Origin of the sequence: Neorhizobium alkalisoli (assembly GCF_002968635.1) — a bacterium.
Classification (GTDB): domain Bacteria; phylum Pseudomonadota; class Alphaproteobacteria; order Rhizobiales; family Rhizobiaceae; genus Neorhizobium; species Neorhizobium alkalisoli.
Genome location: NZ_PVBN01000009.1, coordinates 201,535 through 226,297, shown reverse-complemented (window position 1 = coordinate 226,297; position 24,763 = coordinate 201,535). Strand labels below are relative to the sequence as shown.

The following is a 24,763-nucleotide window of genomic DNA, read 5'->3' as shown; positions in this document are numbered from 1 at the left end:
ATGATGTAGCGGGTATCGAGACGTCGGTTGCCATTCCTCCTCCGGCAGGTCACATTGCGCGCCGCGATAGGAGGAGTTCCATGCGTATCGAGAGAGGCAATGCGAGCCCGAATCTCGCTGGCCGCAGGGAGTGGATCGGCGCCTGCGTGCTGTCGATTGCCTGCCTTATCTATTCGATGGATCTTTCCATCCTGTTCCTGGCCATTCCCGCGATCGTCGCCGACCTCGACCCATCGGCCTCCGAACTGCTCTGGATCAACGATATCTACGGTTTCATGGTCGCCGGCTTCCTGGTCACGATGGGCACGCTGGGGGATCGAATCGGTCGCCGCCGCGTGCTGCTGATCGGCGCAGCCGCCTTCGGTGTCGCCTCGGCGCTGGCGGCCTTTTCCACCACCGCGCAGCAGCTCATTGCATCACGGGCGCTTCTCGGCATCGCCGGAGCGACGATCGCGCCCTCGACACTGTCGCTGATCGTCAACCTGTTCAAGGACGAAGCGGAACGCAACCGCGCCATCGGCATCTGGGGCACGGCGTTTGCCCTCGGTGGCCTGATCGGGCCGCTTCTGGGCGGTTTTCTGCTGCAATATTTCCACTGGGGCGCAGTGTTTCTCATCAACATCCCGGTCATGCTCGTCCTGCTGGTCGTAGCGCCGATCCTGCTGCCGGAATACAAGAGCCCGGGCGGCGCCAAGCTTGACCTCCTGAGCGTGCTGCTGTCGCTCGCCACCGTGCTGCCGATCATCTACGGCTTCAAGCACATGGCGGCAGACGGTTTCGATCTTCGCTATCTGCTGCCGATCGCCGCCGGACTTGCTGTCGGCTGGCTGTTCGTGAACCGTCAGAAGACCCTGCCGGACCCCTTGATCGAGCTGAAGCTCTTTGCGCTACCCGCCTTCACAGCCTCGCTTCTGGTGAACCTTGCCGGGATGTTCTTCGTCTTCGGCGTCTTTCTTTACCAGAACCTTTTCCTCCAGTTCGTCCTTGGCCTCACACCGCTCGAAGCGGCTCTTTGGTCGGTCCCTTCCTCGATCGTCTTCACGGTCATGTCTCTGCAGGCCTATCGGTTCACCAACCGTTTCGGCCCGGTCCGCACCGTGTTACTGGGTCTGGTAATCAACGCTGCAGGCATGTTGCTGATGTCGGTCGCCGCCTATTCCGAAAGTCTTTTCGGGGTTCTCGGCTCAACCATGGTGATCGCCGTCGGCTTCGTGCCGGTCGTGCTGACGACGACAGGCCTGATCGTGGGAGCAGCGCCGCCTGAAAGGTCCGGCTCCGCCTCGGCGATTTCGGAAACCAGCGCGGAATTTGGAGGCGCGCTCGGCATCGCGCTGCTCGGCAGCCTGGGCACCTTGATCTATCGCATGCTGATGGACGGCGTGAATATCGACGGGCTCGATCCCGCTCAGACGGCGGCGGTGAGGACGACGATCGGCGGCGCGGTCGAAACCGCGAAGGCACTTGACGGGAACTTGGCGCCGGCCTGGCTTGAAGCTGCCCGTCAATCTTTTTCAACGGGCTTCGCGAGCTGCTGCCTGCTCGCCGCCGTGACGCTGCTCGTGCTCGCGGCCTGCGCCCGAAAGATCTATGCCCGCGCAAATATCGACGAGAAGGCGGTCGTATCCGCTCATTGAGAACGTGAGGTCGTTACATCGGCGCGGCGAGCCAAGCTAGCCGGGTCTCTTGCTGAATCAGGGCGTCTCATGTTCGTAAAGCTGTTCCATGCTCAGGGAGGCAACTTCGGCAAACGGCGTCTGATTGCGGACGCGGCCGGCACCGAGAATGACAACCTCGTCGCAGAAGGAAATGGTGCTGTAGTGATGGCTGATAACGATTGTGGTGCGGCGTCCGGCTCTTAATTTCAAGGTCTCTATGATCGACGCCTCGGATAGGCCGTCCATGGCATTCGTGGCCTCATCGAGGATCAGGATTTCCGGATCGCGGACCAGAGCTCTTGCCAGGGCGATCCGCTGTCGCTGACCGGCCGACAGGCTCGCTCCCCGGTAGCCGACGACGGTGTCATATCCGTCAGGCAGTTTCTCGATAAACTCATGCGCCTCGGCAAGTCGGGCTGCGCTTTCCACTTCGGGAAGGGAGGCCTCGTGGCCGTAGACAATGTTCTCAAAAATGGTGCCGTCCACCAGTTCGAGATCCTGGCTGGCAAGCGCAATCTGTCGGCGCCACGCGGCGGGATCGATTTGGTCGAGTGGAATGCCGTCGACAAGAATATTTCCCTGATCCGGCTCCACAAATCGGCATAGCAGATTGACGATCGTGGTCTTCCCGGCGCCCGACCGCCCGATAATTGCCGTCGAGCGGCCCTGGCGAATGTCGAACGTGGCGGAACGCAGCACGCCTGGCCGCATGCCGGCGCCCGGATATCTGAAAGTCACGTGATCGAATTCGATCTGCTCGCGCAGTCCGCTGATGGAATGATGACCCCGCGGCGGCGGCGGTTTGTCGGAAGGATCCAGCAGCCATCCAACCTCTTCCAGCGAACCGCTCCATCCCTGGATCTGGCTCCAGGCCATTTGCAGCGCACGCACATGCGGCTGCAGCCTGTAGAGCAGGACCACGAAAGCCACGATGACCGGGAAACTCACTCCCAAGCTCCACGCGCTGACAACGACAGTGAGAAACAGGGCGGAATGCAGCACCTCGGTCAGCGGCGGAAGGGTCGCCTGGCGGCATTGGAGAACGAAGCCCGCCCTTCGTACGGCATCCGAAGCCGAGTCGAAGATCGTCCTCTCCCTCAATTCCTGCCCGAATGCGCGGATGAGCCGGCCGGCGTGGACGAGGTGAAGCATTCGATTGGCGAGTTCGCTGTTGAACGAGGTCACGTGGCGGCTCGGGCCTTTCAGGCCGGTCGACAGGATCGCGTGAACGGCCTGGATCAGGACGAGGCCAAGTGTGACACACAGCGTCATCTGCCACGAAAGAAGCAGTAGAAACGCGAGCAGAATAACAACGGCGGATGCGTTTACGATCGCAGCAAGAATGGTTTGGATCGCATCCGAAGCCCGCCAGGATTCGTTTGAGATGATATTCAGCAGCCGCCCCGGGCTTTCCTGGAGGAAAAACGGGTAGCCTATCGTCAAAAGCTGGTTGGCAAGGGAGTTCCGGATGGAATGGCTGGCTTTGCCGTATATGAAATTGGACAGCACCGCGTTGGCAAAAGCCAGGACATTTTTAACGGTGATCAGTCCGAGAATGGCGGCGGCAATTGCAATCAGCCTCGTCCGATCATCCAGCCCCGCTCCCACCTGCTGGAAAATGGCTGAGAGGCCGGCTACTCGCGAATCCCCGCTCTCGCCGGCGATGATGCTGAGCATCGGAATGATAAGGCCGATGCCGGTGCCCTCGAGAACGGCGCTGCTCAGTCCCAGAACGACGACGATTACCAGGAGGCCGGCCTTCCTGCCCAGCGCCTGGCGCAATAGCTCGAAACGCGATGTGAGGAATTCTAGCATGGCGGCGATTCCCCTTGAGGTCGGGCGAGCCGGCTGATCCCGTCAAAGTCCATCCGTTTTGGCCGACGGATGGCAATAAAGGCAAACTTTGCGGCTCCGACGAGGTTCATGAGCACGATCGGCAAATGCGACAGCGAAACCTCGGAATCGAAACGATAGCCGCCGAACAGTTCCCGCCACGCCGACCTTATTGTCCAACAGAAATGGCGGAACAGCCAGGGAGCCGTGAACGCGTGCTTGATACACAGGCCGCCGTTTCCCAAGCTGTAATCCCGGTGAAGCCGTTCGATGGCATCTCGTGTGGTTCGGCCATGAAAATGCTGAACCGTCATGTCTGGAACATATTCGATCGGAATACCGAGTTGATAGGCACGGACGAGGTAGTCCGTATCTTCTGCAGATCGCAGCGGGCCGCCGGCGCCGAACCGCTCGTCAAAGCGGCCAATGCGGATTGCCGCTTCCCGATGCATCGTCATGTTGCAGCCGAGCACGAAGCCGCCCGGATGAACATCCGGCGTGAAGCGGGCCCGAAATCGCGACCGCTTGATCGTAAAAGGCAGGTCACGCGGGCTGCCGAGATCGACGCAGCCGCCTCGGATAATACACCGCTCGCCTGCCGAATAATGTCGATCCAGGTCCTGGAGGTAGGTGCTCTCGACGATACAGTCATCATCGATGAAGATCAGAATCCGGCCGCGCGCCCGTTCCATCCCGGTATTGCGTGCGGCAGCCAGGCCGGTCTGCGGTTCCACCATCCACGTGACGGGAACAATGGATCTCGCCGCGATCCGGGATAAGCGCTGGATTGTATCGTCGGTGGAGCCATTGTCGACCACGACCAACTCGCAACTCAACACAGAACAGGCTTTGCAGGCCGCTTCGATCGAGGTGATACAGGCTTCGAGTGCTGCCGCGCGGTTCCGGGTGCAGACAATGAAGCTTGCATCGGGGGGCGGACGCCCGTCGAAAGACAAGCGGGGACCGGCGTGTTCGTTGAGGACTTCGTGCTTCATGGACATCACGCGAGCCCTTGAAGCGGCAGCACCGTCTTGGCCGGCACCGACTGATAATATCGTGCCATCCCATCAAGTCTGCGGATCACCCCCTCTGACATGCGGCTCAACCAGGGTGCAGCGACGGCGGCTCGAAGCCCGTAGCGTTCCCGACGCCGGATGACCTCCCATTTTCCGGTTCGCTTGAGAAATGCGTGGGTCAGCTCCGGACGCTGCTCATCAGCAATGAATTGATAGAGGAAATAGAAGAAACACAGGGCGCCCTCCGCATAGCTGCTGGAGGCCGTATCAGCTTGCCTGGCGATTTTTCCTTCGATCGCGAGCATGCAATCGGCGGCTCGGCGTATCGTATCCGGCGTAACGGCGGCGCCAATATCAAGAAGAGCGTCGGGATCGTCGTTGAGACCTTGTCGTTCGAGGTTCTCGGCGACGATCTTCAGGTGGGTCCGGCGCATTTGCCGCCTGTGCTTGCTTGTAACGCTGTCGGAGTGGATACGATAGGCGACCAAGCTCTCATCGATCATCGCAGCCGGAAACTCACGTGCAATCCGCCTGAAGAGATCGAAATCCTCCGCGTGGATATAGCTCGCGTCATACACCAGCATGTCTTCGGGGATGACCTTGCGATTATACATCACGGTCGAATGCAGGAAGATCGTGAAGAACAGCGACAGTATGTGCCAATCGCCCGACTGATAAATGGGATTTGGCGTGCTGCGCACGACGCGGCTACCGAGAAGCCGGTCGACTTCCGTTCCGCTGATTGCAAGCCGAGGCTGCTGCTCAAAGAGCGCGACCTGCCGGGAAAAACGGGTCGGGTAGGAAATATCGTCCGCGTCCATTCGGGCGATCAGGTCACCCTTTGCCAGGGCAATGCCTTCGTTCAGGGTCGCAATAAGCCCGCGGTTCTCGCGTGAGACGATGCGGACGCGATCGTCGATCTTCCGATACCGCTGAAGAATATCAAGGGAGAGGTCATTCGAGCCGTCGTCGATGGCGACGATCTCAAAGCGCTCATAGTCCTGGCGCAGAATGCTCTCGATCGCGGCAGCGAGATAAGGTTCACCATTGTAGACGGGCAAGACGACAGAGATCATCGGGGAGGACATCGTTCAACTCGCAATGGCTTTGGAAATCGGAGTTCTGGCATTTGCGCTGCCTCCGAACCGGCTGCGGCAGACTGCGCCTCATATGTCGGGTCCATCATAACGCAGTTCTCCGGATCTTCCGGCTTGCCGAAAGACGGAATGGTCGCCAGCCTGGTTCGGGGACGTATGGGAAATAGCGCTTGAGTTGGTTGAGCGGCTTTTCGAACACCAGCCACGAGATCGAGGCCACTATCAACGTCCCGGTGGTCGCTACGATCAGGCGTCCGAAGCCTTGCTCCGAGACGTTGAGCGGAATCCAGGGCTGCGCACTTATGACGAAGGAGAGGACGATTGGATGGAACAGGTAGACCCCATAGCTTACCCGCCCCACAGCGGTCATCGGGGAGAGTTCCAATAGACGGCCGGGAGTTCCCCGAAGGCCCGATGAGCAGTATCCGACCAAGGCCGCGAGCGGTATGAGGGGAAAAACTTCCAACCCAATCCAATTCATCCAGGCAAGCACCGGGGACAGGGGCACCGGTTTCAGCCACATCAAAACGGCCGATGCAAGAAGCAAGGGTACGGAACTCAGCCGCATCCACTGCGGCAATGTCTGAGATCGCTCGCGATGGAGCGCAAGGAGTGCGCCCGCCACCAAGGCGTCCATCGACGCCGGAGGAAGAAGATCCCGCGCGAGCGAGGGCGTTCCCGTGAATGGCCAATAGAACCGATAGGCGAGCGAGCACGCGATGAGCGCAATGCAAATCGGCTTGAGCCAACGACGCGGGGCCAGCAGGATAACGAGCGGCCACACGACATAGAACTGTTCCTCGATGCTCAGGCTCCAGGTGTGACAGAGCACCCAGGGCGTCCATTCATCGCGAAGGGCATACCAGAAGTTGGAGAGATAAAGCGCATGCCATTTGATGCTGCCGCGGGCCTGCTCAAGGTTTATAAGCCAGACGAAGCTCAGCACCGCAAAGTAAGGCGGGAATATCCGCAAGGCGCGGCGGATATAGAACGATCTTATCGCAGTACCCGGTTCATACCGGGCGGTGGAACGCGCTTCCAGCAAAAGTCGGGTTATCAGGAAGCCGCTGAGCACGAAGAACAGCCGTACGCCGATATGGCCCCAATGCGATCCATCGGCCGCGAAGAAATGTCCGTATAGAACCGCCGAGACGGCAACAGTTCTAAGGCCATCCAGTTGTCGATCGCGTGCATGAAGCATGGAGCCCCCCAGTTGCGCAGGACTTGTGATTACTCCCGCGCACAACTCGCATTTTGCAGCCGTGCTTTTGCCTGGAAGCCAACGAAGTGTTTTTGGCAGCTGGAAAATTTGGGTGAAATCCGGCCAAACTGTGACCGCTACGGAGGTTCAGACCTTAGCCTGACGGAGGGGCAGCCTTTGGTCCTACCTCGTACGCAAGTTTCGACCATGCGCTGTGAAAGCGTATTCCGGACGTGTGCGCGACGCCGAAGCAGTTCATATGCCGCAACGGGAAGACAAGGAAGAAGAGCAAGTCACTCGAGATCGCGAAGAGACCTCGTCCAGCACGCTGCCGGTCGTACCTCACGGCATCGGTATGGCACCGGTAAAATGCGGGACTTCATAGCCGCGTTGGACCTGTGAGCGGGCGGCGATCGCGAGATACCAGCGCTTGACCTCGGGGAAGTCATCGAGGTCGATCTTGTGGCGATGGAAGCGCGAGACCCAGGGCCAGACTGCGATATCGGCGATCGAATAGTCATCGACGATATGCTCCCGCCCGGTCAGCCGGGCTTCCAGCGTTTTGTAGAGCCTCCGGGTCTCCCTGGCGAACAACGCTTCAGCGAAGGGGGCCTCGCCTGCATTGTAGGTGAGGAAATAGTGGGCGTGGCCGAGCGTCGGGCCGAAACCGCTCATCTGCCACATCAGCCATTCAATGACCTGCAGCCGGGCCGGGCCGGTTGCCGGCATCAGCCTGTCGGTCTTTTCCGCAAGGTACATGAGGATCGCACCGGATTCGGCGAGCGTCACGCCCGTATCGCGGTCGACGATCGCCGGAATCTTGGATCCGGGATTGATGCCACGAAACGCCGGCGAGAACTGATCGCCTTTGGTGATGTCTATCGCATGGGCTTGGTAATCGAGGCCGAATTCTTCGAGCGCGATCGAGATTTTCAAGCCGTTTGGGGTAATCCAGGTATAGAAATCGATCATCGTTCAGTCGAACATCATCTCTTCGACCGGCACCTTGGCCATGGCGAAGCGCCCCGTGACGTCGTCGAGCCCGGAAAACAGTTCCCGAAGCGTCTCGACGATCACTCGCACCCTCGAATCGGCAACGCGATAGACGATCGCCTTGCCGTCCCGGCGGCCCTCGATAACCCCGGCCTCGCGAAGTTCCGCAAGCTGCTGTGAAAGCGTCGGCTGGCGGATGCCGAGTTCCTCTTCGAGTGCGGATACCGACGCTTCCGTTTCCATGAGATAACAGACGATGGCGAGGCGGTTGGCGTTACCGATCAGCTTCAGCAGTTCGCTTGCTTCACCCACACTGCGACAGACACGGTTGGAGACCGGCTTGGTCAACGGACTGCTCCATATTGTTCTATAAAAAAGTAGAATGTTGAGCCGAAGATTTCAATCTCCGAGCAGAGTTCCGGCGCTCGAAATGCAGGAATTTTTCCCATTCTATTTCCTTTGTAGATTTCTCGTTGCGATTCCGCCGGTCGATCGGCACAGGCTTCCTCGCATTCATTTTATAAAAAAGTAGATTGTTTTGCGAAATTGCAGGCAGGAGAGACGATGCGCATTGGCGTCCATCCGAACAATCTACATTTGCGGCTAGCGCGGCTTTGGCCGGGTAGTTTTGCGGACCTCGAACCGGAATTCGTGTCGTATGGTGAGGGCCGCGATACCGCTTCGCTGCTGGAAAGCGGCAGGATCCATTTCGGCGGAACCGGTTCGACCCCGCCGATCGAGGCGGATGCCAAGGGTCTGGATGTCCGCTACATCGCAGCGTCCGCGCCGCGCCCTGCCAATGGCGCAATCTTTGCGCGCGCGGATAGCGATATCAGGACGATTGCGGATCTTGCCGGAAATCGGATTTCGCTGGTCGATGGCTCCTTCCACACCTATCTGCTCGCCCGCAGCCTGGAGGGCGAGGGACTTGGCCTGGCTGATGTCACGAGGATCGAAAGCGGTAACCTGGATTCGCTTCGCGAGCTCCTGGAGGGCCGCGTCGATGCATGGGTCGCCATGTCGCCGAGACTGGAAAAGGTCGCCGACCGGCAGGATTTGCGCCTGATCGTCCGCTGCGGATCGACCATTCCGAACCGCTCGCTGTTCTGGACGCTGGAGCGGCATGGCCTGTCGGCGGAGACGATAAATGCCATTGTCATCGAGCTAGATCGTATCGGCCGGGAGGTGACGGCAAATATCCGCAAGGCCGCCGAACTACTGGCTGCGGAAGAAGGCAGCGAAGGGGACGCCGATTCCTGGGAGCGTGTGCTTCGTTCCCGGGATTTCTCGGTGGTCCCTGCGGACGAAGCGATTGTCGACGAGCAACAGGAAGAGGCCGATACGCTTTACCGGCATGGCCATTTCTCCAATCCGGTCGCGCTGAAGCGTCCGGCCTTGACGGCATGAGGAGCTTCCGATGAACGTTCTCTGGTACATGTGCGCTCCCGACGGAGCCTATCCCTGGCAGCCGGAAGGCTCCCGCAAGGTCGATCTCGGTTATTACAAGCAGCTCGCCCAAGCCTATGATCATCTCGGCTACACGGGCGCATTGTTTGCGACCGGTGCCCATGATGTCTGGGTGCTGGCGAGCGCGCTGCTTTCCTATACGGAGCGGATGAAGTTCCTGGTCGCAATCCATCCCGGCCTGGTCGCCCCGACCTTGCTTGCCAAGATGGCTGCGACGCTGCAGGAGTTTTCGCGCGGACGGCTGTTGATCAACGTTGTTTCCGGCGATGCCAAGATGCTCGGCGCTTACGGCATGACCATGCCGCATGACGAGCGTTACGACATGGCGGACGAATACCTGCAGATCTGGCATCGCCTGTTTGCTGGTGAAAGCGTCAGCTATCAGGGCAAGTATTTCCAGACCGACGGCGCCAAGCTGGCGCTGCCGGTCGGTGAAAGCATCGCCGCACCGCCGCTCTGGTTCGGCGGTTCCTCGGACAAGGCGCTCGACGTCGCGGCCAAGCATGTCGATACCTATCTTTCCTGGGGCGAGACGCCGGAGCAGATCAAGGAGAAGGTCGATGCCGCCAAGGCCAAGGCCGATCGATACGGCCGCAAGCTGGAATACGGCATTCGCCTTTATGTGATCGTGCGCGATACCGACGCGCAGGCATGGGAGGCTGCGGCCGATCTCTATAGCCGCATGGATGATACGGCGATCGCCGCCAATCAGCGCTTCGTCGGTCGCAGCGATTCCGTCGGCCAGCAGCGGATGACCGCGATGCATGGAGGTCTGAAGCCCGGCAATCTGCGGGACCTCGAAGTTGCACCAAACCTCTGGGCGGGCATCGGCCTCGTCCGGCCGGGTCCGGGCACGGCGATCGTCGGCTCTCCCGATACGGTCGTCCGCACGCTGGAGGCCTATCAAAAGGCCGGGGTCGAAACTTTCATTCTTTCCGGCATGCCCCTGCTTGAGGAAGCCTACCGTTTCGGCGAGAAGGTTCTACCGCGGCTCGATGTTTCCCGGGAGGTGTCGCAGGCGCGGCATTTTACCTGGTCGACGCTGTTCGACCGCGACCTTTCGACGGTCAAGAGCGCCTGAAGGATTGAAGAGGTAATACCGTGGCAACCAGCCAGTCCCCATTCATCGACGATGCTATCGTGCCGGCGCGCGGCCTTGTCGAACGGCTGCTGAAGATGATCGAGGATGTGCTCGGCGCCCTGGCCGGGCTCATCCTGGCAGTGCTGCTGGCGGTCGTGCTGGTCAGCGTCGCTTTGCGTTATTTCTTCTCGACCGGCTTCATCGGCGCCGAAGAACTCGGCATCTGGCTGCATGTGGCACTGATCGCGCTCGGCGCTCCGCTCAGCCTCGGCAGCGCTCTCGCGATGCGGCTGGATGTTTTCGTCCGCTTGTTGCCGGAGCGGTTTGGGCCGGTGACCCAGTCACTCGGCGATGTCTTCACAGTTCTCGCTGCACTGATCCTGCTCTTTGGCGGCAGCGAGATCATGACCATGCTTGGCGGTACTTCGCCGACATTGGGTGTTCCGGAATGGATCCGTTTCGGCTTTCTCGGCGCCGGCGGCGGTCTGGTCCTGATCGTCCTCCTGCTGCGGCGCGTTACCGAAGGGCGCGCTTTTGGCGTGTTGGCCTCGATTGCGTTGGGAGCGCTTCTTTATTTCGCTGTGCCGGAGGTTGGCATCGATACTGAGCTCCCGCCGAGCCTGTTCCTCGCGTTCATCGCGGCGCTCGGCCTCGTGCTGGCCGCGCCGCTCGCCCATGCGTTTCTCGCTGCCGCCTATATAGCGATCGTGTTCGGCAGCAGCCTGCCGGAACCGGCGATCGTCTCGACCACCGTCACCGGCATGTCGAAATTCCTGCTGCTCGCCATCCCCTTCTTCCTTCTGGTCGGCGGCCTGTTGACAGCATCGGGCGTTGCCAACCAGCTGGTGCGCTTTGCGGCCTCGATGGTCGGCCATCGCCGGGCGGGCCTGGCGCAGACGACGCTTTTGACCAGCGTGCTGTTTTCCGGAGCCTCCGGTTCCTCGGTCGCAAATGCCGCGTTTGGCGCCTCGACCTTTCAGCCGGAGCTCGTCAAGCATGGTTACCCGCCGGCGCAGGCCGGCGCCATCATCGCCGCGACCTCGGTGCTCGATAATGTCATTCCGCCCTCGATCGCTTTTCTCATCCTCGCCGCCGCAACCAATCTCTCCGTCGGCTCGCTACTGGTCGGCGGGTTCTTCGCCGGTGGATTGATGGCGGTTTGCCTCGCCGTTGCCATCCATCTGACGGTTCGCGAACAGGCGGCTCAGGTTCGGGCGACCGGTGCAGAGCGCTGGAAGGCCGCGGTATCCGCCATTCCGGCCTTCGGGCTCGGCGTCATCGTGGTTGTCGGCATCCGCGTCGGCATCGTCACGACGACCGAGGCAGCAGCACTCGCCGCGCTCTACACGCTGGGCCTTGCGGTCTGGTCGAAGATTGGTCCTGGCTCGATCTTTCTGTCGTTCCGGCAGGCTGCAACGGAAGCTGCGGCGATCGGCTTGCTGATCGGTACGGCCGGGCCTTTTGCATTCCTGCTCGCCGTCGATGACGTCTCCGGCCTCGTCACCAATTTCGTGACGCTTTTGGGCGGCAGTGCGCTGGCCGTCATCATTCTTTCGAACGTAATCCTGCTTCTGGTCGGCATCGTGCTCGATATCGGCGCCGCGATCCTGTTGTTCGGGCCGATTCTGCTGCCGGCTGCGGTCGCCGCGGGTATCGATCCGATCCACTTCGGGGTCATCCTGGTGGTCAACCTGATGATCCACGGCCTGACGCCGCCGCTCGGCATGCTGATTTTCGTGGTCAGCGGCGTAACACGCATTCCCGCCGCGGCCCTCTTCCGGGCCGTCGTGCCCTACCTCGTCGCTCTACTCGTATCCCTGGCGATCCTGTGCGCCTGGGCGATCACCTTCTAACGCTTCTTGTTTTGGGGACATAAGACATGGACAATCTCAATCGCCGCAGCCTTTTGAAGACCGCCGCCGCCACCGGGCTCGCGCTTGCTACGCCGGCCTTCGTTCGAACCGCATCCGCCCGCACCACAACCATCACGATCGCCTCGCTGCTCGGCGACGACAAACCGGAGACCAAGGTCTGGGTGAAGATCGCCGAACTGGTGGAGGCCAAGCTTCCCGGCCAGTTCAAGTTCAACATTGTCAAGAACGGCGCGCTGGGCGGTGAGAAGGAAGTGGCGGAGGGCACGCGCCTCGGCTCCGTCCATGCCAGCCTCTCGACCGTTTCGTCGCTTTCCGGCTGGGTGCCGGAGCTGCAGATCCTCGATCTGCCGTTCCTGTTCCGCGACGCAGCACATGTCCGCAAGACGGTTGAAAGCGATGTCGGCGCCGACCTGAAGCAGAAGCTCGTCGCCCAGAACTTCGTCGTTGGCGACTTCATCAACTACGGTGCCCGCCATCTCCTCACCAAGGAGCCGGTAACGCGTCCGGAGCAGCTGAAGGGGAAGAAGATCCGCGTCATCCAGAGCCCGCTGCATACCAAGCTGTGGAGCGCCTTTGGCACCACGCCGGTCGGCATCCCGATCACCGAGACCTACAATTCTCTCTCCACCGGCGTTGCCGACGCCATGGACCTGACGAAATCCGCCTATGCCGGGTTCAAACTCTATGAAGTCGTGCCGTATATGACCGAAACCGGCCACATCTGGGCATCGGGCGTGATCTTCTACGCCGCCGGCTTCTGGAAGCAGTTGAACGACGAACAGAAGGCGGTCTTCCAGGATGCTTCTCGGGAGGGTGCGGCCTATTTCAACCAGTTGATCGTCGAGGACGAGGCGAAGTCCGTGGAGCAGTCGCTGAAGAACGGCGGCAAGCTCCTGAAGCCCGAAGCCTTCGACGAGTGGCAGAAAAACGCCCAGGGCGTCTGGCAGGATTTCGCTGGCGTGGTCGGCGGTATCGAGCGCATCAAGGCCATTCAGTCGGCTTAACTCACTCCATTTTTGATTTTGCCAGGGCCGCTACCCGTTTTAGTGGCCCTGCTGCGCTCGCGTACGCGATTGCCGCTTCAGGATGGTCGCTGCGCTTTCAATGCTAAACGTACGTGACCCGTGTTTTTAAGGGGGTGACAAGTCAAAGATTCCAATGACATTATTTCGGAAGGGTGAGGGACTCACAGGCAGACGTACGCGATGCCTGTGGAAAATTGGCAGCTGCAGAACGGCATAGCCGTGACTGCGCACAATCGTCGGAGAGGAGCCTCACGATGCCGAACCCAAGCGAAACCCGCGATGAATGGTGGGTAAACGATCAGACGCCGGACAATCCTTATGGCAAGAGCGAGGACTATGAGTCCTTTCTTGACTATCTTGGGGCCTTGCCCCGCAGCCTGACGCCCGAGATCGCCGCGGGAACGCTTAGGATCAACGTCTACGAACTCAATAATCATCCCGAATACAAGGCCGCCGCGATCGGTGCCTTGCAGATGTGGGCGTCTGTCACCCCTCTGAAATTCGAGATCGTCGACGATGCGCCGTTCGACAGCGCAACGGACTGGATGGAGGTCGTCAGTCCCGAACTCGGCGAGGAGGACGACGGAAGCGCCTATTCGAGCAATCGTTATGTCAGCATCGGTCAGCGTTTCCACGACACGGAGCCGAACAAGACCGATATCGGCGGGTATGTCTTCGACTCCTTCATCCACGAATTCGGCCATGAATTCGGCCTGAACCATCCCGGGCTCTACAACTACAGCGGTCCCGGCGGCGTACAGATCAACTATCTGAACAATGCGACCTGGACGTATGATCGCCAGCAATACAGCGTCATGTCCTATTTCGATGGCATCGATGTCGGCGAAACCACCCGCTGGTCTGCGGCGACGCCGCTTATGGCCGACATCGAGGCCGTCATTCGTCGCTTTTTCTCGACCGTCGACGAGAACGGCGTGCGCACCTATCAGCACATCGAACTCAACACCGGGGACAATGTCTACGGCTTCGGGAGCACGCAATATGGCTACCAGCTGACCTCGTCCGGCATGCAGCATGACATCGGCTTTGCGATCCATGACACCGGCGGGACCGACACGATCGACTTCTCCGGCTCGACGGCGGGCACGATCCTTGACCTGCGCGCCGGACAGTTCTCCAGCGTCAACGGTCATAGCAACAACGTGTCGATCTTCGCCGGGCACAATGCGGATGGGACCGAATACTACATCGAGAACGGCATCGGCAGCCAGTTCGACGACATCCTGATCGGCAATGATGGCGCCAACACCCTTGACGGCCGCAGCGGCGACGACCGCATGGCCGGCAACGGCGGAGACGACATCTATTTCGTCGATTCATTGGAGGACATCGTTCGCGAGGAGGCCAACGGCGGCAACGACACGGTCATCCTCCTGTCCCGGAACTTGAGAATCCGGAAAATCGCCAATGTCGAAAACATCATCTACGCCGACGAGTCGACGCTCCAGCCGGGGGGCGGCACCAACGAGCCTCCGCCCGCGGTTGGCGACAACACGATGACCAGCATCATCTTCGGCGACAACGGAAACAACACGCTCGACGGCGGCGCCGGCGACGACACGATCTTCGGCCAGGGAGGCGACGACCTGATCATCGGCGGCCGCGATTCGCTTGCGAGCCGCGACATCAACAACACCATCGATGTCGAGGACCTTGAAGACCAGACCGAAAGCGATGATGGGAACGACACGCTCTACGGCGGCGGCGGCAACGATACCATTCTCGGCGGCCAGGGCAACGATATTCTCGACGGCGGCGCCGGCGACGATACGCTGAGCGGCCAGGACGGGGTGGATATATTCAGAGGCGGCGCGGGCGTCGACACGGTCGATTTCAGCAAGGAGAGCCCGTTCCAACTGCTCGTCAACCTCGCCACGAATGTCGCCAGCGGCGGCACCGCCTCGGGAGACACTTTCTACAGCATCGAAAACCTGATTGGTTCCGACGACCGTATTGACCGCTTCATCGGTACAGCCGATGCAAACCATTTCTGGGGCCAAGGCGGCGGGGATTATTTCAACGGCGGCGGCGGCAATGACATCCTGGATGGCGGCAACGATGGCGACATCCTGTATGGGGAAGCCGGCGACGACACGATCATCGGTGGTGCCGGTCAGGATTATCTGGATGGCGGTTCCGGTAACGACACGGTCGTCTACGCCGGTAGCTCCGACGGCGTGACGATCGATCTTGCCAACGGCACGGCCAACGGCGGCGATGGTGATGGTCCGGTGCAAATCGTCGGCCGAGGCGCAGTTATCCGGCACGATATCCTCGCCGGCTTTGAAAATGCGGTCGGCTCATCTTTTGACGACCATCTCATCGGCAATGCGCTCGCCAATGAGCTCTCCGGCGGAACCGGCGACGATATTCTGACCGGCGGCGGCGGGGCCGACAGATTGAATGGCGGTGCCGGCAGCGACACGGCAGACTACGCTGACGCAACAAGCGGCGTCAGACTTAGTCTCACGGGAGGCAGGTCCGGTGGAGACACATATGTTTCCATCGAAAATCTCGCAGGTTCGGGATTTGGTGACCGGCTCACCGGTAACGCCGCAGCCAACGTGTTGACCGGTCAGGGCGGAAACGACGCGCTCGACGGCGGCCGCGGCGATGACACCCTGCTCGGCGATTTCGCCTATCAGGGCGACGCTCCGCCACGCCCGGGCATGGGAACCGGCTATGCCACGCTGGGACCGGACGCGGCGAACAACTCGGTCGCAGCCGCGTTCGACATCTCCAACAACTTTTCCCTGGCGAGCGACCCCGATATCTTCGACTCGACAACGGTCCTTCATACGACCGTCAACGCCACCGGAAACGGCCAGGGCGGATATTACAAGGTCAATCTGGCGGCCGGTACGGTCATTACCATAGACATCGATGGAATTGCCGATCCTGATGTCCATGACAGCTGGGTCAGGCTACTCGACAGCGACGGCAACATCGTCGCTCAGAACGATGATGGCGGCGGCGACCCCGGCTCTGCGAGCAACCGGGATTCAAGCCTGGTTTTCGTCGCTCAGGAGACCGGAACCTATTACATACTGGAAGGTAGCTGGTCGCCCGATGTGCCGGGCGACGGCTGGGCGGAAGCTGTGCCGGAAGGCTCGACATACGAGTTGAACGTATCGGTGGAGTTTCCCCCTGCGCCTGCTCAGCCGGGAGATGCGGGATCCGATACGCTCACCGGCGGCGGCGGCAGCGACCTGCTGGATGGCGGTCTGGCGGCCGACACGCTCATCGGCGGCGCAGGAGAGGATACATTCCGCTTCTCGACCGCGATTGGGAACGGCAATATCGACTGGATCAAGGACTTCAAGGTCCTCGACGACACGATCCTGCTGGACAATCTCATCTTTGAGAGTCTGGGTGTCGACGGAGCTCTCGATCTCGGCGCATTTTACGGGAGTGCGGCGGGCGTTGCTCATGACGCCGACGACCGCATCATCTACGATACCGACAGCGGCGTCTTGTCCTATGACGCCGATGGCGGCGGAGAAGTCGAGGCCATCCAGTTTGCGCAGTTGAGCACAAATCTGAAACTCTCGGCGTCCGACTTCATTATCATCTAGCTTGACCACAGGTGAGGCGCTTCCAAGCGCCTCACCGACAGCGCCGACTGCTTTCCGGAGGGAACATGCAGTAGTATTCCCGGTGCAGTTAGTTTTCTTTTCAACGCACAAGCCGACCGGCAATGCCGCCATCGCGCGGATCTTGCAGGCGATCATGGAGAGTGTGGTATGAAGCGCCCGACAGACCGCCGCACAGTGTTAATGACCGTCGGAGCTGCGGCTGTCGCCGCAGCAGCCGGCTCAGTCGCTGCGCAGTCGACAGACATTCGCGGCGCAGTCACGTTCGAGAGCGGCGCTGTTATCCCGAAAGGTCATCTTGAGATTTATCTCGAGGATCCTGCCGTTCAGGATAGTGCGCGACGTCGCGCTACGGAGACACGCATCAAAAGCGACGGCGGGTCAAAGACGATAGCCTTTTCCCTGACCCCGCCCGCAAGCTTGAGTGCTTCGCGAACGCTGCGGATCGTTGCGCGCCTGGAGCGTGCGGATGGCTGGCTGGTGGCGCGCGGCAGCACACAGCTCAAGGCGGGTGAGCCTGTCAACGTCACGCTCAACACGGTTATGTATTAAAGGCCAAAGCTCGCGGCTGGCTGCAAGAACCCATCTCGAATGGCTGCGTTTCTCTTTCCGCTCAACGGGATTCGCCTACTCGCCGTGTCGCAGGTTGCGAATTCGATCGAAAAGGACGGCAAGCACAATTGCCCCGCCGATGAAGCTACCTTGCCAGAACGCGTTGATGCCGAGCAGGCCGAGACTGTTGCGGATAATCTCGATGAGCGCGGCGCCGATCAGCGCTCCAAAGGCGGTGCCAACGCCGCCGGCCAGATTGGCGCCGCCGATAACCGCGGCGGCAATGACCTGAAGCTCCATCCCGGCGCCGATGTTCGTGGTTACAGCCCCAAGCCAGCCGGTTTGAATGATGCCGGCAACCCCTGCAGACAGGGCAGAAATCATATACACGATAACCTTGATCCTCGCCACGGGAACACCCGTCAGCGTCGCGGCGTGTTCATTGCCGCCGATGGCAAAAACATAGCGGCCGAACTTGGTCCAGCGCAGCACGAAACCGGTAAGGAGTGCCAGGACGACCATGTAAAGCACCGGATTGGCAATACCGAAAAGCCAGGCGCCGCCACCCAGTGCCAGTAGCTTGTCGTGATCAGGCCCGAACTGGAAAACAACAGTGTTGTTGGACGCAACCATCGCAAGGCTGCGTGCGACAGACAACATGCCGAGTGTGACGACGAAAGGCGGGAAGCCGAGATAGGCAATCAATGTGCCGTTGAAAGCGCCGACCAAAAGAGCGGTGCCGATTGAGGCGGCGATGCCGATCTCAATGCTGTATCCTGCGTTCATGACGACCGCCAGCACCATGCTGCACAGGCAAAGCACGGAGCCGACGGACAAATCGATGCCGCCGGTGATGATCACCAGCGTCATGCCCAGCGCGATGATTGCGACGAAAGTGACGTTGCGGGTGATGTTGTAGATGTTCTTCGCCGTCGCAAAGGAGTCGGTCGCCATCGACAGAAAAATGCAGGCGAGAATGACCGCAATCAGAACCCAGAATGTCTGGCCGCTCATGATCCCCGCAAACCAGCTCCGTTGCTTCTGTTCGATCGTCTGGTCAAGTGAAATCGCCATCGCCGACCTTCTTCCTTCCTGTTGCAACGGAGAGCATCGATCACACCTGTTCGATGGCGCCGGTTATAAGTCCCGTCACTTCCTCCGGCGAACTTGCCGCAATCTGCTTGTCGGCTACTTTTCTGCCCCGCCGCATCACGATCACGCGGTCGGCGACCGAAAAGACGTCGGGCATGCGGTGGCTGATCAGGACAACGACAATACCCCGGTCGCGCAACTGGCGGATCAGATTCAGAACCTCAGCCACCTGGCGTACGGAAATGGCTGCAGTCGGCTCGTCCATCAAGACGATTTTCGCCTCCGACAGCATCGTGCGAGCGATCGCTACCGCTTGCCGCTGGCCACCCGACATCTGCTTGACGAGATCGCGGGCCCGCGTCTCGGACTTGAGTTCGCGAAAAATCTCCCCGGCGCGTTTGTACATGCTCCTGTAGTCGAGGATGCGAAGAGGCCATACGCCGCGGCGTAGTTCTCGTCCGAGGAACACGTTCGCTGCCGCCGTAAGATTGTTGCAGAGCGCCAGATCCTGGTGAACGATCTCGATGCCATGCTGACGTGCCTCCTTCGGCCGATGAAGCACGAGATCGGCGCCGTCCAGCTTCATCGTTCCATGGCTCGGACGAAAGTTGCCGGCGATCATCTTGACCAGGGTGGATTTGCCGGCGCCGTTATCGCCCATGAGGCCGACCACTTGTCCCGCTTCGAGCGAAAACGAAACGTCGTTGACTGCCTGGATGGCGCCGAAATGTTTGGAAATATTGGTGAGTTCAAGAACCGCCACCAGCCTCCCGGCCTCCCAAAACCTGCAGCTATCCGTCGCTCCGAACCGACTTGTTTTTCGACACGAGGCTCCAGCGAGTTCGCTTTCCCAATGTCCTCCCAGGAAAAGCGATCATGAGCATTTACGCAAAACCTTGCGACAGCGTCAACTAATTGTCCAAGCTACTGGCCCTATTATCACAAAAATCTGTTTTGTCAGACAAATATTATTTGACGAGAGTAGTGCCCGAATATTAGCTAGCAATGGGAGAGAGAGGATGCTGATCCTTGTTACCGGTGCGACGGGCAAGGTCGGGCGGCGCTTCATTGCTGGGCTGCTTGACGATCCGAGGTTTTCCAAAGCCCGCATTCGCGCGCTTTGTCATAATCGTTTGTGCGATGAGGCCGACCGTGTCGAAGTCGTCCGCGGCTCGATCGCCGATCGCGATATCGTGGCAGCGGCGCTGGCTGACGTTACCCATGTCGTGCATCTCGCCACCTGCAAGGAAACGCCGAGCGACATCATGGATGTCACGGTCAAAGGTCTCTTTTGGCTGCTCGAGGAGTTTCGCGCGCACGATGAGGCACGCCAGTTCATCTTGATCGGTGGCGATGCGGGCATAGGGCATTTCCATTATCGCCACGACGGCCCGATCACCGAGAAGGCGCCCCATTGTGCTTATCCGGGAAGTTATGCGCTCTCCAAGGTTCTGGAAGAGGTCATGCTGGAGCAGTTTGGCATTCAGTATGGCCTCAATGGCTGTTGTCTGCGCGCGCCCTGGATCATGGAAAAGGATGATTTCAAGTATTCGCTGTCTTTTGGAGACGACGTCTTCGGCGGGCCGGACTGGAAGACGCTCGTTCCTGAGGAAGCAGCGCGAGGCTATGCAGCTAGGGGTACGGTGCCGTTGCTGCTCGATGCTGACGGGCGTCCGCTGAAACGCAACTTCGTGCATGTCGATGACCTCGTAACGGCGATATTGGCCGCGATCGACAACCCCCGGGCGGAGCGGCAACTCTTCAATATCTGCATGGACCGACCCGTCGACTATGCTGAAGTCGCCGCCTACCTGTCGCGCACGCGAAATCTCGGCTCTGTCGAGATACCGAGCCGCTTCCATTCCAATTGGATGGACAACAGCAAGGCGAAATACCTGCTGGATTGGCGGCCAAACTACGATCTCGAAATGCTTATCGACTCGGCGTGGCAATACGAGCGTTCAAAGGAGGAGCCTCGCGTCGTCTGGTATCCGGGTTGATTTCGTATGGCGGACACGCGGTGCCCGTCTGTTTCAAGGGAGGAAACCATGAGGAAGGCATTACTACTTACAGTCGCAGTTTTAGCATTGACCGCCGGGCAGGCGCTCGCCAAAAAGCAACTCGTCATCGTCGTCAAAGGCCTCGACAATCCATTCTTCGAAGCAATCAATCAAGGTTGCCAGAAATGGAACAAGGAGAACCCCACTTCGGAATACGAGTGCTTCTACACCGGTCCGGCATCGACATCCGATGAAGCCGGCGAAGCGCAGATCGTTCAGGACATGCTGGGCAAGGCAGACACGGCTGCGATCGCGATTTCGCCGTCAAACGCAAAGCTCATCGCCCAGACCCTGAAGACCGCCAATCCGACGGTTCCGGTGATGACGCTCGATGCCGATCTTGCAGCCGAGGATGCAGCATTGCGCAAGACCTATCTCGGCACGGACAACTATCTGATGGGCGCGCGCATCGGCGAGTACATCAAGAAGGCCAAGCCGAGTGGCGGCAAGATCTGCACGATCGAAGGCAATCCTGGAGCAGACAATATTCTACGCCGCGCGCAAGGTATGCGCGATACGCTCACGGGCCAGAAAGGCCTCACCGCGTTGAAAGGCGAGGGTGGTTGGACGGAAGTCGCCGGGTGTCCGGTATTCACCAATGACGACGGCGCCAAGGGTGTTCAGGCAATGACTGATATCCTCGCGGCCAATCCCGACCTGGACGCATTCGGCGTTATGGGCGGGTGGCCGTTGTTCGGCGCGCCGCAGCCCTATCGCGACCTGTTCAAGCCGATGGCCGACAAGATCGCCAGCAACGAGTTCGTCATTGGTGCCGCCGACACGATCGGCGACGAGGTTGCCATTGCGAGGGAAGGCCTGGTGACAGCGCTCGTCGGCCAACGGCCGTTCGAGATGGGTTACAAGGCACCTGCGGTGATGATGGATCTGATTGCCGGAAAGCCGGTTGAAGATCCGGTGTTCACCGGGCTCGATGAATGCACGAAGGATACGGTCGATACCTGCATTCAAAAGTAGGTTCCCGCACCTGGGTTCAGGGGTGCGCCGACTGTCCCCGCAGACGGATCGAGAGATCCGCGGGGCTTGACGCACCCTGAATTCCGCGCTTTTGTCAGAGTCAATCGCAGGCGACTTCCTCGTTATCACGATTGTTTTGATAGTACGTGCGAACAGTCGAAAGAATGCTGAGGCAGTAGAAATAAATGCCTGACAAGAAATCGGGAAAGCCGACGGCTTCGGTCGAGGTGGCGACGGTTGACCGCTCAGCCACCACAAGGCGCCCAAATGCTCCCCGCATGACTGGGCCGAGTGTTCATGTGTCTTTGGCAGGCGAGATCGGTCTCCGGATCGTGCGCGGCGACTATCCACCGGGCACGATCCTGCCGAACGAGGCAAAATGGTCGGAAGTCTTTGAAGTCAGCCGATCGGCGGTGCGCGAAGCCATCAAGATGCTGATGGCCAAGGGCCTGCTTTCTTCTCGCCCGAAAATAGGCAGTTGGGTCGAACCGAAGGAACGCTGGAACCTGCTGGATCGGGATGTCCTGGGCTGGTATGCGGCCTCTCCCGATCGCGAATCGTTTCTGAGAGCCGTGCAGGAACTCAGGCATATGATCGAGCCGGAAGCGACTGCGCTTGCCGCGGAGCGCCGAACTGAGGAGCAGATGAATGCGATCAGTCAGGCCCTGCATGATATGGATCAGGCGACATCGCTCCAGCAGCGAACAGAATCCGATGCGCGATTCCACATCGCGATCCTACGCGCCTCCGGAAATGATCTGCTGGTGCCGCTCGGCGTATTGATCGAATCGGCGCTGAACCACCTCTTCGCTCATGTCACGCGGGAGGAAGACAATTTGCGATACGCGCTGAAACTTCATGAAAATATCGAGAAAAGCATCCGATTGCAGCGACCGAACATGGCGCGCAACGAAGTCCGCAAGGTGCTGGCCAATACCGACCAAATCATAGCACGGTGGTCACGATAGAAGCCTGCATCCTGTCCGGCTGAGGAAACGGCTGCCAGTCCCGCCTGCGTATCTTCGCCGAGGCAAAAGGTCGAAGAGACCGCAAAGCGGATACGCTCTAAAATTCGTCTGTCGTGTTGAGACTACGAGTCTTCGAAGGTTCCAGGTCCCCATTCTGTGCCGACGCTCCGGCGTATTGATCACGACATACCGCTCAGAAGGAAATTCTTGGACCGAAGGCGGCCTGCGAGGGCGATGTGGTTTTGGGCTGGAAGAACAAGCTGATATCGGCCGCCGTCAATGTCACGTCGGCCGAGGTGCTTGCCAAGTAGTACCGCAAGATGGCCGAACCGGGCTCGGCAAGAACTGAAAGCCCCCTCGGGTAGGCGGACGATGACATCGGCGTCTTGTCCAGCGGGAACTTGCCCATCCTCTGGCCGTTTACGCCTCTCATTAGGAAACGGGAGGAGACGGCGCGAGTGCGGAGCCCGAACAGCACCTGGTATGAAGAAGCAGTGCAGCCCCAGGCGCTTTCGCGATCTGATAGGCGAGGTCGAATTCGAGGTTACGAAGAATCCTCGTCTGCAACTCGAACCCTATGCCTATCGCTGGCTGATTTCGGAGGGTAACGGATCATGACACTCATCGGTTATCACGCCTCCCACGAGCAATTTCCACCGAGCGAACTCCTGGGCCATGTGCAGGCCGCGGAAGCGGCAGGCTTTGGAGCGGTGATGTCCTCCGACCATCTCACGCCCTGGAGCGAGCGGCAGGGGCAATCGGGCTTTGCATGGGCCTGGCTTGGGGCGGCGCTGCAGGCGACGCAGGCCATTCCGTTCGGCATCATCACCGTACCCATGGGCTGGCGCTACCACCCGACCATCACGGCACAGGCGGCTGCGACCGTTGCGGAGATGTTTCCCGGAAGATTGCCGTGGATGGCGCTCGGCACCGGGCAGGCGATGAACGAGCATGTGACCGGCGAACGTTGGCCTTCGAAACCGGAGCGGAACGAACGGCTGCAGGCGGCGGTCGGGATCATCCGGGATCTATGGTCGGGCAAGCTGGTCAGCCGGGAAGGTCCGATCAAGGTCGACGAGGCGCGCATCCATACCCTTCCTGGGGAGCTGCCCCGTCTCGTGGCCGGCGCGCTGTCGCCAAAGACGGCGGAATGGGCGGGAGGCTGGGCCGACGCGCTGATTACCGTCAATCAGCCGCGGGAAAACATCCGGGAGATAATTCAAGCCTTTCGGCGCGGCGGCGGAGAAGGCAAACCGCTCTACCTGCAGGCGCACATATCCTTTGCAAGCTCCGATGACGAGGCGCGATCGAACGCTTTTGATCAGTGGCGTAGCAATGCTTTGACTGCGGCTATTTCGGAAATGCTCCGGTTGCCGGAGGAATTTGATGAGGCTTGCGCCAAGGTGCGGCCGGAGGACATGGACCATCATGTGCGCATCTCAGCCGATCCGATCCGCCACGTCGAATGGCTGGAAGCTGACGCCGCAATGGGCTTTGAGGAAATATACGTCCACAATGTGGGGCGCAATCAGCGTGAATTTATCGATGTCTTCGGACGGGAGGTTTTGCCCCGTTTCAAGAGCCACGAGCGCAACTGATCCCCCTTTGCGAGGCTCGTTTAACGAGCCTCGCAAATTGCTCCGTTGGAGGGGCCAATGAATGGCCGATCAGATTTTTGCGGTCATCCCGGCTTCCTTGAGCGAAGCGAACTTGATCGTCACGCTCCTGAGATTGTCGTCCAGCCATCTGGCCATGGCGATCTCCTCATCAAGATTGGCTTTCAAGGCAGGCGCAGATCCGGGGAAACCTCCCAGTTCCGCAATGGTTATGAGGGATTTATAGGCTGCAATTTCGAAGTTCTCGAAGGCGAAGTTCGCCAGGGAATTCTTAATGATTTCGTCGCCGGCGATGCTGTGGCTGATGGCCGCCATGCTGCCGGTGAGGGATAGGGCCATGTCTTTTAAAATGGAATGGTCTTCCGAAAGACCGGTCAAGACCTCTTCCAGTCTTTTGATCTGCCCTTCAGTCTCTCGGATATGCTGTTCCAGCCGGGCTGCAACATCGGGATAGGTTTCGATCCGTGAGACCTGTGGCTTCATGATCGACAGCGCCTGATTTTCCATGGCGTGTGCATTCTTGAGACCGGTCACGAAGATGGAACGGGTTTCGGATGAAACAGTCATTGCGTTTCCTCTTTGGTTGCCGGGAGGCCTAACCAAGGAGGGTGACGATAGTTCCAGGACCTACGGCCGGTCCGCCT

20 protein-coding genes and 1 pseudogene are annotated in these 24,763 nt (G+C 59.8%); 12 read left to right on the top strand and 9 right to left on the bottom strand.

All coding sequences use genetic code 11. The annotated features are described in order from the left end of the window. Positions 1-80 precede the first annotated feature (80 nt). Entirely contained in the window at positions 81-1,634 is a 1,554-nt protein-coding gene (locus tag C5L13_RS19885) for an MFS transporter (protein ID WP_105384999.1), read from the top strand. A gap of 57 nt (positions 1,635-1,691) precedes the next feature. Here the strand turns inward: C5L13_RS19885 and C5L13_RS19880 are convergent, their stop codons facing one another. The 6 genes from C5L13_RS19880 to C5L13_RS19855 all read right to left on the bottom strand — a co-directional run bounded on the left by C5L13_RS19880 (position 1,692) and on the right by C5L13_RS19855 (position 8,143). Then, positions 1,692-3,470: an ABC transporter ATP-binding protein gene (locus tag C5L13_RS19880; protein WP_105384998.1), complete on the bottom strand. Its 1,779-nt coding sequence runs from the start codon at positions 3,468-3,470 to the stop codon at positions 1,692-1,694. Continuing rightward, positions 3,464-4,483: a glycosyltransferase family 2 protein gene (locus tag C5L13_RS19875; protein WP_407070453.1), complete on the bottom strand. Its 1,020-nt coding sequence runs from the start codon at positions 4,481-4,483 to the stop codon at positions 3,464-3,466. Before C5L13_RS19875 ends, C5L13_RS19880 begins: the two co-directional genes overlap by 7 nt. 5 nt (positions 4,484-4,488) lie before the next feature. Then, positions 4,489-5,592, bottom strand: a complete 1,104-nt coding sequence (locus C5L13_RS19870; RefSeq protein ID WP_105384996.1) for a glycosyltransferase — start codon at positions 5,590-5,592, stop codon at positions 4,489-4,491. A gap of 94 nt (positions 5,593-5,686) precedes the next feature. After that, entirely contained in the window at positions 5,687-6,802 is a 1,116-nt protein-coding gene (locus tag C5L13_RS19865) for an acyltransferase family protein (RefSeq protein WP_105384995.1), read from the bottom strand. A 342-nt stretch (positions 6,803-7,144) separates the two neighbouring features. Then, a complete protein-coding gene (locus C5L13_RS19860; RefSeq protein ID WP_105384994.1) occupies positions 7,145-7,774 on the bottom strand; it encodes a glutathione S-transferase family protein in 630 nt (209 codons plus the stop codon). 3 nt (positions 7,775-7,777) lie between these two features. Continuing rightward, on the bottom strand, positions 7,778-8,143 hold the full coding sequence (locus tag C5L13_RS19855; protein ID WP_105384993.1) for an ArsR/SmtB family transcription factor: 366 nt from the start codon (positions 8,141-8,143) through the stop codon (positions 7,778-7,780). Positions 8,144-8,359: 216 nt separating this feature from the next. Here C5L13_RS19855 and C5L13_RS19850 point away from each other — a divergent pair, with 216 nt between their 5' ends. From C5L13_RS19850 to C5L13_RS19825, 6 genes are all read left to right on the top strand, one after another. Then, the gene (locus C5L13_RS19850) at positions 8,360-9,202 is read left to right on the top strand and encodes an ABC transporter substrate-binding protein (protein WP_105384992.1); all 843 of its coding nucleotides are present in this window, start codon (positions 8,360-8,362) and stop codon (positions 9,200-9,202) included. Between the two features lie 10 nt (positions 9,203-9,212). Then, a complete protein-coding gene (locus C5L13_RS19845) occupies positions 9,213-10,343 on the top strand; it encodes an LLM class flavin-dependent oxidoreductase (protein ID WP_105384991.1) in 1,131 nt (376 codons plus the stop codon). A gap of 95 nt (positions 10,344-10,438) precedes the next feature. Continuing rightward, complete coding sequence (locus C5L13_RS19840; RefSeq protein ID WP_105385047.1) at positions 10,439-12,196, top strand: TRAP transporter large permease; 1,758 nt, start codon at positions 10,439-10,441, stop codon at positions 12,194-12,196. Between the two features lie 26 nt (positions 12,197-12,222). Beyond that, complete coding sequence (locus tag C5L13_RS19835) at positions 12,223-13,221, top strand: TRAP transporter substrate-binding protein (protein WP_105384990.1); 999 nt, start codon at positions 12,223-12,225, stop codon at positions 13,219-13,221. Positions 13,222-13,496: 275 nt separating this feature from the next. Then, entirely contained in the window at positions 13,497-16,838 is a 3,342-nt protein-coding gene (locus tag C5L13_RS19830) for a M10 family metallopeptidase C-terminal domain-containing protein (protein ID WP_105384989.1), read from the top strand. A gap of 168 nt (positions 16,839-17,006) precedes the next feature. Further along, a complete protein-coding gene (locus C5L13_RS19825; RefSeq protein WP_105384988.1) occupies positions 17,007-17,408 on the top strand; it encodes a hypothetical protein in 402 nt (133 codons plus the stop codon). A 75-nt stretch (positions 17,409-17,483) separates the two neighbouring features. Here C5L13_RS19825 and C5L13_RS19820 read toward each other — a convergent pair whose 3' ends face one another. Then, entirely contained in the window at positions 17,484-18,482 is a 999-nt protein-coding gene (locus tag C5L13_RS19820; protein WP_105384987.1) for an ABC transporter permease, read from the bottom strand. Positions 18,483-18,522: 40 nt separating this feature from the next. After that, complete coding sequence (locus C5L13_RS19815) at positions 18,523-19,263, bottom strand: ATP-binding cassette domain-containing protein (protein WP_105384986.1); 741 nt, start codon at positions 19,261-19,263, stop codon at positions 18,523-18,525. 256 nt (positions 19,264-19,519) lie between these two features. On the opposite strand from C5L13_RS19815, the gene C5L13_RS19810 reads away from it, so the two are divergent. The 5 genes and pseudogenes from C5L13_RS19810 to C5L13_RS19790 all read left to right on the top strand — a co-directional run bounded on the left by C5L13_RS19810 (position 19,520) and on the right by C5L13_RS19790 (position 24,101). After that, the gene (locus C5L13_RS19810) at positions 19,520-20,500 is read left to right on the top strand and encodes an NAD-dependent epimerase/dehydratase family protein (protein ID WP_105384985.1); all 981 of its coding nucleotides are present in this window, start codon (positions 19,520-19,522) and stop codon (positions 20,498-20,500) included. Between the two features lie 48 nt (positions 20,501-20,548). Beyond that, positions 20,549-21,535: a substrate-binding domain-containing protein gene (locus C5L13_RS19805; RefSeq protein WP_105384984.1), complete on the top strand. Its 987-nt coding sequence runs from the start codon at positions 20,549-20,551 to the stop codon at positions 21,533-21,535. 185 nt (positions 21,536-21,720) lie between these two features. Beyond that, positions 21,721-22,503 (top strand): FadR/GntR family transcriptional regulator, encoded by a 783-nt coding sequence (locus C5L13_RS19800; RefSeq protein WP_105384983.1) that lies wholly within the window; start codon positions 21,721-21,723, stop codon positions 22,501-22,503. Positions 22,504-22,730: 227 nt separating this feature from the next. Beyond that, positions 22,731-22,814, top strand: a pseudogene (locus tag C5L13_RS29320) (SDR family NAD(P)-dependent oxidoreductase); the annotation flags it as partial. 303 nt (positions 22,815-23,117) lie between these two features. Next, positions 23,118-24,101, top strand: coding sequence for a TIGR03885 family FMN-dependent LLM class oxidoreductase (locus tag C5L13_RS19790; RefSeq protein ID WP_105384982.1), 984 nt, complete (start codon positions 23,118-23,120; stop codon positions 24,099-24,101). 69 nt (positions 24,102-24,170) lie between these two features. Here C5L13_RS19790 and C5L13_RS19785 read toward each other — a convergent pair whose 3' ends face one another. Continuing rightward, positions 24,171-24,686: a ferritin-like domain-containing protein gene (locus C5L13_RS19785; RefSeq protein WP_105384981.1), complete on the bottom strand. Its 516-nt coding sequence runs from the start codon at positions 24,684-24,686 to the stop codon at positions 24,171-24,173. Positions 24,687-24,763 lie beyond the last annotated feature (77 nt).